The 13779-nt window shown below is 56.3% G+C and carries 14 protein-coding genes; 4 read left to right on the top strand and 10 right to left on the bottom strand.

The window, feature by feature from the left end; all coding sequences use genetic code 11:
* Nucleotides 1–36: 36 nt before the first annotated feature.
* The 4 genes from HZZ01_RS17900 to ppiA form a co-directional block, all read right to left on the bottom strand.
* The gene (locus HZZ01_RS17900) at nucleotides 37–612 is read right to left on the bottom strand and encodes an aminodeoxychorismate/anthranilate synthase component II (RefSeq protein WP_179898858.1); all 576 of its coding nucleotides are present in this window, start codon (nucleotides 610–612) and stop codon (nucleotides 37–39) included.
* A 41-nt stretch (nucleotides 613–653) separates the two neighbouring features.
* Complete coding sequence (locus tag HZZ01_RS17895; RefSeq protein ID WP_179898857.1) at nucleotides 654–1247, bottom strand: putative adenosine monophosphate-protein transferase Fic; 594 nt, start codon at nucleotides 1245–1247, stop codon at nucleotides 654–656.
* On the bottom strand, nucleotides 1237–1407 hold the full coding sequence (locus tag HZZ01_RS17890; RefSeq protein ID WP_090966735.1) for a YhfG family protein: 171 nt from the start codon (nucleotides 1405–1407) through the stop codon (nucleotides 1237–1239). The genes HZZ01_RS17895 and HZZ01_RS17890 overlap by 11 nt, the downstream gene beginning before the upstream one ends.
* Before the next feature lie 99 nt (nucleotides 1408–1506).
* Entirely contained in the window at nucleotides 1507–2079 is a 573-nt protein-coding gene (gene ppiA, locus HZZ01_RS17885) for a peptidylprolyl isomerase A (RefSeq protein ID WP_179898856.1), read from the bottom strand.
* 261 nt (nucleotides 2080–2340) lie between these two features.
* On the opposite strand from ppiA, the gene tsgA reads away from it, so the two are divergent.
* Nucleotides 2341–3519, top strand: a complete 1179-nt coding sequence (tsgA, locus tag HZZ01_RS17880; RefSeq protein WP_179898855.1) for an MFS transporter TsgA — start codon at nucleotides 2341–2343, stop codon at nucleotides 3517–3519.
* 35 nt (nucleotides 3520–3554) lie between these two features.
* Here tsgA and HZZ01_RS17875 read toward each other — a convergent pair whose 3' ends face one another.
* A complete protein-coding gene (locus HZZ01_RS17875; RefSeq protein ID WP_179898854.1) occupies nucleotides 3555–4832 on the bottom strand; it encodes a cytosine deaminase in 1278 nt (425 codons plus the stop codon).
* A gap of 221 nt (nucleotides 4833–5053) precedes the next feature.
* On the opposite strand from HZZ01_RS17875, the gene nirB reads away from it, so the two are divergent.
* From nirB to cysG, 3 genes are read left to right on the top strand one after another with little or no spacing between them, the layout of a single operon-like run.
* Nucleotides 5054–7594, top strand: coding sequence for a nitrite reductase large subunit NirB (gene nirB / locus HZZ01_RS17870; RefSeq protein WP_179898853.1), 2541 nt, complete (start codon nucleotides 5054–5056; stop codon nucleotides 7592–7594).
* Nucleotides 7591–7917: a nitrite reductase small subunit NirD gene (gene nirD / locus HZZ01_RS17865; RefSeq protein ID WP_179898852.1), complete on the top strand. Its 327-nt coding sequence runs from the start codon at nucleotides 7591–7593 to the stop codon at nucleotides 7915–7917. Before nirB ends, nirD begins: the two co-directional genes overlap by 4 nt.
* Nucleotides 7918–7962: 45 nt before the next feature.
* Entirely contained in the window at nucleotides 7963–9327 is a 1365-nt protein-coding gene (cysG, locus tag HZZ01_RS17860) for a siroheme synthase CysG (protein ID WP_179898851.1), read from the top strand.
* Between the two features lie 57 nt (nucleotides 9328–9384).
* Here cysG and trpS read toward each other — a convergent pair whose 3' ends face one another.
* The 5 genes from trpS to HZZ01_RS17835 form a co-directional block, all read right to left on the bottom strand.
* Nucleotides 9385–10386: a tryptophan--tRNA ligase gene (gene trpS / locus HZZ01_RS17855; protein WP_136196875.1), complete on the bottom strand. Its 1002-nt coding sequence runs from the start codon at nucleotides 10384–10386 to the stop codon at nucleotides 9385–9387.
* Nucleotides 10387–10402: 16 nt separating this feature from the next.
* Nucleotides 10403–11080, bottom strand: a complete 678-nt coding sequence (locus tag HZZ01_RS17850) for a phosphoglycolate phosphatase (protein ID WP_179898850.1) — start codon at nucleotides 11078–11080, stop codon at nucleotides 10403–10405.
* Nucleotides 11064–11747 (bottom strand): ribulose-phosphate 3-epimerase, encoded by a 684-nt coding sequence (rpe, locus tag HZZ01_RS17845; RefSeq protein WP_179898849.1) that lies wholly within the window; start codon nucleotides 11745–11747, stop codon nucleotides 11064–11066. Before rpe ends, HZZ01_RS17850 begins: the two co-directional genes overlap by 17 nt.
* A 67-nt stretch (nucleotides 11748–11814) precedes the next feature.
* Complete coding sequence (dam, locus tag HZZ01_RS17840) at nucleotides 11815–12630, bottom strand: adenine-specific DNA-methyltransferase (RefSeq protein ID WP_179898848.1); 816 nt, start codon at nucleotides 12628–12630, stop codon at nucleotides 11815–11817.
* Nucleotides 12631–12723: 93 nt separating this feature from the next.
* The gene (locus HZZ01_RS17835; RefSeq protein ID WP_179898847.1) at nucleotides 12724–13776 is read right to left on the bottom strand and encodes an SPOR domain-containing protein; all 1053 of its coding nucleotides are present in this window, start codon (nucleotides 13774–13776) and stop codon (nucleotides 12724–12726) included.
* Nucleotides 13777–13779 lie beyond the last annotated feature (3 nt).

Raw genomic sequence — 13779 nt, 5'->3', positions numbered from 1 at the left:
TCACAAAATATGCATAAAAAATCACTCAAAGGCAACTTATTGCTCAAGGAAATTGCGCAGCAACTGATGTCCCTGCTCGCTGAGAATGCTTTCGGGATGGAACTGTACGCCTTCCAGCGCCAGGGTTTTATGGCGGAATCCCATAATCTCGTCAGGCTCGCCGTCACGCACCGTCCAGGCAGTCACCTCGAATGCGTCGGGCAGAGAATCGCGCTGCACAATCAGCGAGTGATAGCGGGTCACAGTAAGGGGATTATTGAGATTGCGGAACACGCCCTGGCCGGTGTGCTGAATCGCGGAGGTTTTGCCGTGCATTACCTGACGCGCACGCGCCACCTGTGCGCCATACGCCTGCGCAATCGCCTGATGGCCCAGGCAGACGCCCAGCACCGGCAGCTGCCCGGCGAAGTGCCTGATCGCTGCCAGAGAGATGCCTGACTCCGATGGCGTGCAGGGGCCTGGGGAAATCACCAGATGCGTCAATGGTAGCACCGCCATCTGTTCCAGGGTGATGGCATCATTTCGTACCACCTGAACCTGCGCGCCCAGCTCGCAGAAGTATTGATAAAGATTCCAGGTAAAGGAGTCGTAATTGTCGATAATCAGCAGCATGACGTGTCCAGAATGGTAAACCGCGCCGCTATTCTACGCGGTCAGGCCGCCTCACTCACCACTTTCGCAAAGACCTGCTCCAGCGGGGCCAGGTCTCCGGCCACACCGGCCTGATTAGCCGCTTTCCAGTTTTCAGCATCCGTCTCTTCCCAGTTCAGCAGATATCCGGCATGCAGCGCCAGCTGTTCAAAGAAAATCCGCTGTGCCCGACCGTTTCCGTGGCGGAAAGGATGCAGCATATTGATTTCGCAATAGTAGTGAGCGAGGCGCTGAATAAATTCGTCACGCGGCAGATCAGCTAACCCCTTCTCCTCTTCCAGCGCGGCCATCAGGGCATTGCCTTCCTTTTCGATATATTCGAAATGACAGAACGGCGTCTCATCACGCCAGATATCGATAGTGCGCAGTTCACCTGCCCAGCTGTAGACATCCTGAAACAGCGTGCGATGGATCTGACGCAGGTAAGGCAACCCGGCATTACGGGGACCCAGCTCCAGCGTGGCGGCGCGCGCCGCACTAAAGCTCAGCTCCGCCTTGCGCAGCTGCGCAGCGTCATGAATATCGGGCAGATTTTTCAGCACATTGTCATGCTGCCACAGGTAGGGATCCTGACTGACGGCGGTATTAGAGTCCATATTGCCTCCTCAGTGACGCCAGACGTGCGGCTGCATCATCGCTGTTGACGCTGGTTTCATTCGATGAGAAGCCTTCCAGCCGGCAGCTGGCCTGATAGCTGGCGCTACGTCGCTGTTGCCACAGGGTGACCTTCTGTTTTTCGGTGAGTTTGTTCGCCATGCCGCCTCCTGCTCAGGTTTTTGCCCTAAGTATAAGAGCAATTTCTGGCTTTGCCGGAGGCGGCAGGCGGTCGCCATCCGCAGATGGCGACGAAAAGCGTTAAGGCAGGACTTTAGCGGAAAGGATAACTACCGGTCTGGACGGAACATTCTGGTAAGGACCCACATCTTTAGTCGGCACCTGAGAAATTTTTTCAACCACATCCTGACCTTTCACAATCTTACCAAATACGGCGTAGCCAAAATCACGCTGTCCGTGGTCGAGGAAGGCATTATCCGCGACGTTGAGGAAGAACTGGCTGGTCGCACTGTCTTTATCGGCGGTACGCGCCATAGAGATGGTGCCGCGAAGGTTACGCAGGCCATTGTCCGCTTCATTCTTAATCGGCGCGTTGGTCTGCTTCTGCTGCATGTCAGTGGTGAAGCCACCACCCTGTACCATAAAGCCCGGGATCACGCGGTGAAAAATAGTGTTGTTGTAAAAACCGTTGTTGACGTAATCAACGAAGTTTTTCACAGAGACCGGCGCTTTTTGGTTATTCAGTTCGAGTTCGATATTGCCGGCGGAGGTGGTGAGCAGAACGTGGGTGTCACCTTTTGCGGCCAGCGCCTGGGCGGAAACGGAAGAGAGCGCTAACAGGGTGATAGCCGCTGTTAAAGTACGTTTGAACATGAGAGATTCCTTACCTGGGAGAGCGGGCACAAAAACGTGATTGATTGTAAAGAGACTCTATTCCAGGAGCCAGCGTTTTACCTATATTTACGCTGTTAGGGCAAATGAGGTGAGCAAACGTTAACCCTCCGCAATTACGTGATTAAAATCACACATCACATGAAATATGGATCAGTAATTTCACTGCTTGTTTATTAAGATCACAGTTCCGTTTACACTTTCTGACACTTTTTGGCACCCGGTTCTCAACAGGTTCAGAACATGACAAACCGTAATCGTATTGGCCTTACCTGGATAAGCTTCTTCTCCTACGCGCTGACCGGCGCGCTGGTGATCGTTACCGGCATGGTAATGGGCGATATCGCAAAAGATTTCCAGATCCCCATTTCCAGCATGAGTAACACCTTCACCTTCCTCAACAGCGGCATCCTGGCTGCGGTTTTCCTGAACGCCTGGCTGATGGTGATTGTGCCACTGAAACGTCAGCTGATTTTCGGCTTCGTCCTGATGGTGCTGGCGATAATCGGGCTGATGACCAGCCGCGATCTGACCATTTTCTCGCTCTGTATGTTTGTCCTGGGCGTGGTCAGCGGCATTACCATGTCGATCGGCACCTTCCTGATCACCCACATGTATGAAGGCCGTCAGCGTGGTTCACGCCTGCTGTTTACCGACTCCTTCTTCAGCATGGCGGGTACGCTGTTTCCGGTACTGGCAGGGGTTCTGCTGGCGCGTCAGCTGCCGTGGTACTGGGTCTACGTCTGCATCGGCTTTATCTACGTCGCCATCTTTATCATGACGCTGTTTGTCGAGTTCCCGGTGCTGCGTAAGCCTGAAAACAGCCCGACCGTTGAGAAAGAAAAATGGGGTGTGGGCGTGCTGCTGCTGGCTGTCGCGGCACTCTGCTACATTCTGGGCCAGCTCGGCTTTATCTCCTGGGTGCCAGAATATGCCACGAAAGTCATGGGCATGAACATCAATGACGCCGGACAACTGGTGGGCAGCTTCTGGACGGCTTATATGGTCGGCATGTGGGCCTTCAGCTTCCTGCTGCGCTTCTTCGATCTGCAACGCATTCTGATGGTGCTGGCGGGTCTGGCAACCGTGCTGATGTACTGGTTTGTCAGCAGCAGTGATGCCAGCATGCTGAAGTGGATCATCATGGTGCTGGGCTTCAGCTCCAGCGCGATTTACACCACCATCATCACGCTCGGCTCGCTGCAGACCAGGGTCGCGTCACCGAAACTGGTGAACTTCATCCTGACCTGCGGTACCGTCGGCACCATGCTGACCTTTGTGGTCACGGCGCCTATCGTTGAGAAAAGTGGTGTGCATACCGCACTGGCGACGGCTAACGCGCTCTACGCCGTGGTGTTTGTGATGTGTGCCCTGCTCGGCTTTGTCAGCCGTCATCGTACTCACGGTCACGTCATGCATTAATCATTCAGGGCGGCGAGTGATCGCCGCCCTGCTGTTTACCGCCGGAAGTCGATGCGCTCCCGTTCCCGCCAGTAAATTTCGCTTTCTGCGGGCTTTGTCTCTGCAACCACCACGCCGCGACGCACCGAATAGCGCACCGGAACCTGCCTTCTCACCGCATCAAAACCGCTTTCTGCCGGCAGAATAATCAGACTGGCCTCGTTGCCGCTCTGAATGCCATAGCCTGACAGCTGCATCGTCTTCGCGCTGTTATGCGTAATCAGATCCAGGCCCGCATCGATCTGCTCATAGCCCATCAGCTGACAGACATGTAAGCCCATATGCAGTACCTGCAGCATATTGGCAGTGCCCAGCGGATACCAGGGATCAAACACATCGTCGTGGCCGAAGCAGACGTTAATTTCCGCATCCAGCATCTCTTTCACCCGCGTTATCCCGCGCCGCTTAGGATAGGTGTCAAAGCGTCCCTGCAGGTGGATATTGACCAGCGGGTTGGCGACAAAGTTAATACCCGACAGTTTAAGCAGCCGGAACAGCCGTGAGGCATACGCGCCATTATAGGAGTGCATCGCCGTGGTATGACTGGCGGTCACGCGTGCACCGTTGCCATCGCGATGTGCCAGCGCCGCCACGGTTTCCACAAAGCGCGACTGTTCATCATCGATCTCATCGCAGTGAACATCGATCAGCCGGTCGTAGCGGTTAGCCAGCGCAAAGGTTTTATGCAGCGACTCGACGCCATATTCGCGGGTGAATTCGTAATGCGGAATCGCGCCAACCACATCTGCGCCCAGCCGCAACGCCTCCTCCAGCAACGCTTCGCCGTTGGGATAAGAGAGAATGCCTTCCTGAGGAAACGCCACAATCTGCAGGGTGATCCATGGCGCCATCTCTGCTTTCACTTCCAGCATCGCTTTCAGCGCCGTCAGTGACGGGTCTGACACGTCAACGTGGGTGCGGACAAACTGAATGCCGTTGGCGATCTGCCACTTCAGCGTCTGCAATGCCCGTTGTTTAACATCTTCGTGGCTGAGTAGCGCCTTGCGTTCGGCCCAGCGCTCAATCCCTTCAAACAGCGTCCCGGACTGGTTCCATGCCGGTTCACCCGCCGTCTGGGTGGTATCCAGATGAATATGTGGCTCAATAAAGGGCGCGCAGGCCAGGCCGCCCTCGCCATCCAGCGATTGTTGCACCGGTGAAGGCTGCTGCGGCTGAGCTGAAATTCGGGCTATTTTTCCGTCGGCGATTTCGATTTGCCACAAACCTTCCCGCCAGGGTAGACGCACATTATTGATCCACTTGGGTGACAGCATGGCTGATTCCTTATCCAGTTAACCTGTGGGGTTAAAACTAGCACGATTCATACCTCACGCGGCAATGCAGGATATTCAGCAGGTTAGCCCTTACGGATAAACTTAATTAAAATCAAATATATACCTCTTAATAGGTATATAGGGTCGTGATTGATGTATATCAATAAGCGCCAGAAAGGGCGCGCTATTGTAGCCGCAGATATCGCAAATTTGAGGCCAAAATGAGCAAGCACAATGTCGTCGTTATCGGTAACGGCATGGTCGGCCACCGCTTCATAGAAGAGTTACTTGAGAAAGCAGAACCCAACCTGTTTTCGCTGACCGTCTTTTGTGAAGAACCCCGCGTCGCCTACGATCGTGTCCACCTGTCCGCCTACTTTTCTCACCACACGGCTGAAGAACTGTCATTGGTCCGTGAAGGCTATTACGACAAGCATCAGGTCAATCTGCTGCTGGGCGAGCGCGCCATCACCATTAACCGTGATGAGAAGCTCATCCACTCCAGCACCGGTCGCGCCGTTCACTACGACACGCTGATTTTTGCTACGGGATCTTATCCGTGGATTCCGCCGATTAACGGTGCTGAAGGTAGCGACTGCTTTGTCTATCGCACCATCGAAGATCTCAACGCCATTGAAGCCTGCTCACGCCGCAGCAAACGCGGTGCGGTAATTGGCGGCGGTCTGTTGGGACTGGAAGCCGCGGGTGCACTGAAAAATCTGGGCATTGAAACCCACGTCATTGAGTTTGCGCCCGTGCTGATGGCAGAACAGCTCGATCAGCAAGGCGGTGAACAGTTGCGTCGCAAGATTGAGCAGATGGGTGTGCGGGTCCACACCAGCAAAAATACTCAGCAGATTGTGCACCACGAGCATGGCGGTAAAACACTGCAGTTTGCCGATGGCAGCGCGCTGGAAGTCGATTTCATCGTCTTCTCTACCGGTATTCGTCCGCAGGACAAACTGGCGAAGCAGTGTGGATTAACGCTGGGTCCGCGCGGCGGCATCGCCATTGATGACCAGTGCCGGACCAGCGATCCCGCCATTTACGCCATCGGTGAGTGCGCGGCCTGGCAGCATCGCATCTACGGTCTGGTGGCACCGGGTTACAAAATGGCACAGGTCGCCAGCGACCATCTGTTGGGCCGTGACAATGCGTTTACCGGCGCGGACATGAGCGCCAGACTCAAGCTGCTGGGTGTCGATGTCGGCGGCATTGGTGATGCGCGCGGCACTACGCCAGGCGCGCGCAGCGTAGTCTGGCTGGATGAAGGCAAATCCGTCTACAAGCGCCTGATTATCAGCGAAGATCAGAAAACCCTGCTGGGTGCCGTGCTGGTGGGCGACACCAGCGACTATGGCAACCTGCTGCAACTGGCGCTGAATGCCATTCCGCTGCCCGCTAATCCGGAAGCGTTGATTCTGCCGGCGGGCAGTGGAAATAAACCCGCCATCGGCGTTGATTCCCTGCCAGATAGTGCGCAAATCTGCTCCTGCTTCGACGTCAGCAAAGGCGACATCATCAAGGCGGTTCAGGGCGGCTGTCACACCGTGGCGGCGCTGAAAAACAGTACCCGTGCAGGCACGGGCTGCGGTGGCTGTATTCCTCTGATCACTCAGGTGCTTAACAGCGAACTCAGCCGTCAGGGCATTGAGGTCAATAACCATCTTTGCGCGCACTTCGCCTGGTCCCGTCAGGAGCTTTACCATCTGATTCAGTTTGAAGAGATCAAAACCTTTGACGAACTGCTGGCCCGCTATGGTCAGGGTTATGGCTGTGAAGTCTGTAAACCTGCGGTTGGCTCACTGCTCGCGTCCTGCTGGAATGAGTATGTGCTCAAGCCACAGCACGCGCCGTTGCAGGACAGCAACGACCTCTATCTGGGTAATATCCAGAAAGATGGCACCTATTCGGTGATCCCGCGTTCGCCTGGCGGTGAAATCACGCCACAGGGCCTGAAGGTGATTGGCGATATCGCCGAACGCTACCAGCTCTACACCAAAATTACCGGCTCTCAGCGCATCGGTCTGTTTGGCGCGCAGAAAGACGATCTGCCCGCTATCTGGTCACAGCTGATCGATGCCGGATTTGAAACCGGTCAGGCTTATGCCAAGGCGCTGCGTATGGCGAAAACCTGCGTTGGCAGCGCCTGGTGCCGTTACGGCGTGGGCGACAGCCTCGGCTTTGGCGTGATGCTGGAGAACCGCTACAAAGGCATCCGCACACCACACAAAATGAAATTTGGCGTCTCTGGCTGCACCCGTGAATGTGCGGAAGCCCAGGGTAAAGATGTCGGCATTATCGCCACCGAAAAAGGGTGGAACCTTTACGTCTGCGGCAACGGCGGCATGAAACCGCGCCACGGCGATCTGCTGGCGGCCGATCTCGATCAGCAGACGCTGGTCACCTATCTCGACCGTTTCATGATGTTCTATATCCGCACCGCCGACCGCCTGCAGCGCACTTCGCTGTGGCTGGAGAGTCTGGAAGGCGGCATCGACTATCTGCGCAACGTGATCGTGGATGACAAACTCGGCCTCAACAGCCAGATGGAACAGCAACTGGCACAGCTGCGCGCCAGCGTCAGCTGTGAATGGCAGGCCACGCTGGAAGATAAAGACCACCTGACACGCTTCGCCCACTTTATCAACTCGCCGCAGCGCGATCCTGCTGTGCAGCGGGTGGCAGAGCGTGCCCAGCATCGCCCGGCACGCCCCGAAGAACGTATTGCCGTGACCCTGATTGAGGAGACCGAATCATGAGCCAGTGGAATCCAGTGTGCCCGCTTACACAGATCCTGCCCGCCACGGGCGTCTGCGCGCTGGTCAAAGGCCAGCAGGTGGCTATCTTCCGTCCACGCGATGATGAACAGCTCTATGCGATCAGCAATATCGACCCGTTTGCCGATGCCAGTGTGCTGTCACGCGGCATTATTGCCGAACATCAGGATGCGCTCTGGGTGGCCAGCCCGTTGAAAAAGCAGCATTTTCGCCTCTGCGATGGCCTCTGCATGGAGGATGAAACGCGCTCCGTGGCGTCCTGGCCAGTGCGCGTCAATGCCGGACAGATCGAAGTCTGCCTGTAACGCCCGTCAACAGCCCGCCTCTGCGGGCTTTTTTAAGGATCTCTGATGGACTACTTCCCCTTGTTCTGCCGCCTGCAGGGCCGACGCTGCCTGCTGGTCGGCGCGGGTGACGTGGCTGAGCGAAAAGCACGCCTGCTGCTGGAAGCTGGCACCGGGCTCTGGGTTGGTGCCCCTGATTTCTCCCCCACCTTCCGGGAATGGGCGCAGCAGAAAGCCATCACGCTGCTGCCCGGGCATTTCGATCCTGAGTGGCTGACCGGCTGCTGGCTGGTGGTCGCCGCGACAAATGATGACGCAGTCAATCAGCAGGTGGCGGAAGCAGCTGAAAAACAGCAGATTTTCTGCAATCTGGTGGATGCGCCGCAGCAGGCCAGCGCCATTATGCCGTCGATCATTGACCGCTCCCCGCTGATGGTCGCCGTCTCTTCCGGTGGACGTGCGCCGGTGCTGGCACGTCTGTTGCGGGAAAAGCTGGAGGCGATGCTGCCGCAGCATCTGGGCCAGCTGGCGCAGCGGGCGGGCACCCTGCGCGAGCGGGTAAAAAAGCAGTTCAACGCCATCAATGCCCGACGTCACTTCTGGGAGCGATTTTTTAACAGCGAGCGGCTCGCCCAGACCCTGGCTAACGGCGACGGCGAACGTGCGGAACAGATTACCGATGCACTTTTTAGCGCAGATCCTGTTCAGCAGGGTGAAGTGGCACTGGTCGGTGCCGGTCCGGGCGATGCCGGATTACTCACCCTCAAAGGCCTTCAGCTGATCCAGCAGGCGGATGTGATCGTTTATGACCGGCTGGTCTCCGAAGAGATCCTGAACCTGGTGCGCCGCGATGCTGAACGCATCTTTGTCGGGAAACGGGCAGGACATCACTGCGTGCCACAGGATGAGATCAACCAGTTGCTCTGCGACCAGGCGCAGCGCGGAAAGCGCGTGGTGCGACTGAAAGGCGGCGATCCCTTTATCTTTGGTCGCGGCGGTGAAGAGCTGGAGGCGCTGGCGCAGTTGCAGATTCCATTCAGCGTGGTGCCGGGGATTACTGCTGCTTCAGGCTGTGCGGCCTACAGCGGTATTCCCCTGACACACCGCGATCATGCGCAGAGCGTGAGGCTGGTTACCGGGCATCTGCAGAAAACGGGCACGCTCGCCTGGCAGACGCTGGCGGCAGAACAGCAGACGCTGGTGTTTTATATGGGGCTGGCACAGGCCGGAGAGATTCAGCAGCAGTTAATAAAGCACGGGATGCGCGGCGATATGCCGGTGGCGCTGGTGGAAAACGGCACAAGCACGCGTCAGCGGGTCGTCACCGGGACACTGAGCGAGCTGGAAATGTTAGCCGGACAGGTGATCAGTCCCAGCCTGATGATCATCGGCAGCGTGGTGAGTCTGCGCGACAGCCTGCGCTGGTTCTGAACCGGCAAATAAAAACGGCGGGCACAAAGCCCGCCGTCCTTTTTGTCTGTTCAGCCATTACGGCATCGCGACAAAACCTACCGCCTGATAAACCTTCTTCAGCGTTTCCTGCGCCTGTGCACGTGCTTTCGCCGCGCCATCACGCATGACCTGCTCCAGCAAGGCTTCATCGTTGCGGAAGCTATGATAACGTTCCTGCAGCTCAGAGAGCATGCCCGACACGGCATCGGCTACTGCGCCTTTCAGATGGCCATACATTTTACCTTCGAATTCCTGCTCCAGCTCGGCGATGGTTTTACCGGTTACGCCAGACAAAATATCCAGCAGGTTAGAGACGCCCGCTTTCTCTTTGATGTCGTAGCGCACCACTGGCGGCTCTTCTGAATCCGTAACGGCGCGTTTGATCTTCTTCACGACCGCTTTAGGATCTTCCAGCAGGCCGATGACGTTGTTACGGTTATCATCAGACTTGGACATTTTTTTGGTCGGCTCCAGCAGCGACATCACGCGTGCGCCGGATTTTGGAATGAATGGCTCTGGCACCCGGAAGATATCGCCATAGATCGCATTGAAGCGATGCGCGATATCGCGGCTCAGCTCCAGATGCTGCTTCTGATCTTCACCCACCGGCACCTGATTAGTCTGATAAAGCAGAATGTCAGCGGCCATCAGCACCGGGTAGTCAAACAGACCGGCGTTAATGTTCTCTTCGTAACGCGCTGATTTATCCTTGAACTGCGTCATGCGGCTCAGTTCGCCGAAATAGGCGTAGCAGTTCAGGATCCAGCTCAGCTGCGTATGCTCTGGCACATGCGACTGAACAAAGATGGTGCTTTTTTGCGGGTCGATACCACAGGCCAGATAGAGCGCCAGCGTGTCCAGCGTCGCTTTACGCAGTGCAGCAGGATCCTGACGCACGGTAATCGCGTGCAAATCAACGATGCAATATATGCAGTGGAAATCATCCTGCATCTGCACCCACTGACGCAGCGCTCCCATATAGTTGCCGATGGTCAGTTCGCCGGACGGCTGTGCGCCGCTGAAAACGATGGGTTTCATACTTAAGTCCTGATATTTACAGCCCCAGTGTGGGCAAAAGTTCGTCGAAAGCGTCAAGGGTTAAATCGGGCTGGCTGGTCGCGATCGGCTCGCCATAGTTATAGCCAAACGTCATACCGACATTAGGTACGCCGGCCGCCTGCGCCGCCTGGATATCATTGCGCGAGTCGCCAACAAACAGCAACTCATTTGGCAGTACGCCGAAGGTGCCCAGCACCATAAAGATCGCCGCAGGGTGCGGTTTCTTAACCGGCACATCGTCGCCACCGATAATCAGGGAAAACGCATCGGCAATGCCGAGTGACGCCAGCAGCGGTGCCACAAAGGGTGTCGGCTTGTTAGTCACAATCGCCATCGGCAGACCGGAAGCCTTTAATGCGTCCAGCGTCTGCTTCACCTTTGGGAACAGTGCACTGCCGGCATCGACGGTATCGGCGTAATGCCTGTCAAACAGCACCCGCGCATCACGTTGTTCTTCGGGCTGCGGCTCGCGGCCCAGTGCGAAGGTCAGCGCACGGGCCATCATGATATCGGCACCATTACCAATCCAGGTTGAGACACGCTCAAGGCCCGCCTGCGGCAGACGAAGATCTTTCAGCGTACGATCAATCGCATCGGCCAGGCCTGGCGCGCTATCCACCAGCGTGCCATCAAGATCAAACGCCAGCGCCCGAATATCAGTGAAATGAGCCATTGGCCTTCTCCAGTTCGTTGCGCATATCGTCGATCACTTTTTTATAGTCAGGGTGACCGAAGATGGCAGAACCGGCGACAAACATGTCGGCACCTGCGGCAGCAATCTGGCCAATATTATCGATTTTAACGCCACCATCCACTTCAAGACGAATGCTGTAACCGCTCTGATCGATACGTCTGCGCGCTTCACGCAGTTTATCCAGGGTGCCCGGAATAAATGACTGACCGCCAAAACCAGGGTTCACTGACATCAGCAGAATGATATCCAGCTTATCCATAACGTAATCGAGGTAGCTCAGCGGGGTCGCCGGATTAAAAACCAGACCCGCTTTGCAGCCGTGCTCTTTAATTATCTGCAGAGTGCGGTCAACGTGCTGGCTGGCTTCCGGATGAAAGGTGATGTAGGTGGCACCGGCTTTGGCGAATTCCGGGATCAGCGCATCTACCGGCTTCACCATGAGATGCACATCGATGGGGGCGGTGATGCCATAGTCACGCAGTGCTTTCAGCACCATTGGACCCATGGTCAGATTAGGGACGTAATGGTTGTCCATCACGTCGAAGTGAACCACGTCACCTCCGGCCGCCAGCGCTTTGGCTGTGTCTTCGCCCAGGCGAGCAAAGTCCGCCGAAAGGATTGAAGGGGCCAGCAAATATTGTTTCATCCGATTCTCCCACTGTTGTGCGCCCGCCCTGCGGCTGGCGTAATGCGTTGGTCGCGGACGAAACAGACTAGCGATAAAGTGCCAGCAGTTCGTCGACCTTGGTGCGACCGGCTATGCTCCGGCTGATAGAACGCCGGGCTTTGACCACATGTAACACTGCATCCTGATACCATAAACGCGTCAGTGCAGTATCGTGGTTAGAAATCAGTACCGGAATCCGGTTCTCCGACGAAGCCAGCTGTGCCGCTAACGCCGCCAGATTCTCCTGCTCACGCAGGCTGAAGCTGTTGGTGTGATAAGCCGTAAAATTAGCCGTCGCTGACAGTGGCGCATAAGGTGGATCGCAATAGACCACCGAGCCTTTGCCAGCGCTGGTCAGGGTAACATCGTAAGATTCACAGACAAACGTCGCTTTTTGCGCGCGCTCGGCAAACCATAACAGTTCTGCCTCCGGAAAGTAGGGTTTGCGGTAGCGGCCAAATGGCACGTTGAACTCACCACGCAGGTTATAGCGGCAGAGGCCGTTGTAACAGTGACGGTTCAGATAGAGGAACAGCAGCGCACGCTGATAGGCGTCGGTGCTGGTGTTAAATTCGGTGCGCCGCTGGTAATAACAGATCTCGTTGTTACCTTCCGGCGTAAACAGCAGTTGCGCGTCACGGATGAAATCCGCCGTGCGCGTTTTAACAATGTTGTAGAGATTAATCAGGTCACTGTTGATATCAGCAAGATGGTAGCGATCAAATTCAGTGTTCAGAAACACCGAACCCGCACCAACAAACGGCTCGACCAGACAGTCGCCTTGCGGCAGATGACGATGGATCTCTTCTACTAAGGGAAATTTTCCCCCTGCCCATTTCAGGAAAGCGCGATTTTTTTTCATGCTGTCGTGGTTATTACATCTTATTGTGAGGCTGTGGCTGTACCGACAGCAGATCTGCGCTTAAAACGGGGCCAGAGACTGGCCCCACATCCGCTATTGGCTGGCTTCTTTTTTCACCTGGCTAACGGGTTTAACCCAGGGGTTCTTCGCACGAACTTCCGCAGGCAGCGACGCGACAGCGCGTTTAGCATCTGCCGGCGTGGCATAGGAGCCACTCACCAGCACGTACCACGGCTCACCGTTACGGGTGGTTTTGTAGACATGATACCCACTCAGATTCTGCTGCTTCGCCCAGGCATTCAGGCTTTCCGCCTTTGATGCACCGCTCAGCTGCAGTGTATAGCTGCCGCCTGGCACGGATTTACTCACTGAGCTGCTGCCTGCCGCCGCAGTGGCCGGAGCCGAACTGGCTGGTGTCCGTGCTGGCGTAGTATGCGTTTTGCTGTCACGGGTTGCAGGCTTCGCCGCCGTTTTATGCGATGACTCGTGCACCGGACGGGAAGAAGCAGTGGATTTGTTCGGCGTCTGACGGCCTGAAGGTGTCGTGACAGGATTCGCCGCCGTACCGGCATTGCCGCTAACGGTAGCAGGTGCTGTTGGCAGTGAACTTCCACCCTGCGTTCCCATGGCAGCATTGTCGACCTGCTGCTGCTGATTTGTCAGCGCGCTATTCAGATCGCCTGGCAGCGTGACACGCTGCTGATTCGCTGGCGCGTCAACTGGCGCGGCCTGCGTAGGCGTAGACGCCACAGGCGGCATCGAAACGTCGCGCTGCGGGTCAGACGTAGCATCGCCGCTGGTCGTTGCGGTATTTTCACTGGTGGCTGGCGTGGTCTGACCGGCTGACGGAGGAGTCTGTCCACCGGACATGGAAGAGGAGCCGCCCAGGTCAATATTCTTCTCGCTGCCGGAACTGCCACTGGCAGCAGGGGGTGTTCCTGCAGTCGCAGGTTTTTTCTCATCCGGGCCATTCAGCGCCGAACCTATTCCCAGCACCAGTAACAGCAGGACCAAAATCCCAACGCCCATCATGATGCGCTGGCGCGAAACCGGTGCTTTGGCCGCGGTAGACGACTTACGAGGGCGCGAGGGACGGCGGTCGCTGGCGTCAGGTTTTAACTCGTCTTCCGGTTTAAACTCATCCATTTT

The sequence above is a fragment of the Pantoea sp. WMus005 genome (genome assembly GCF_013415305.1).
GTDB lineage: Bacteria > Pseudomonadota > Gammaproteobacteria > Enterobacterales > Enterobacteriaceae > Pantoea > Pantoea rara.
Note: the sequence above shows the minus strand (reverse complement) of the source record. Positions and strands in the feature narration are given on the sequence as shown.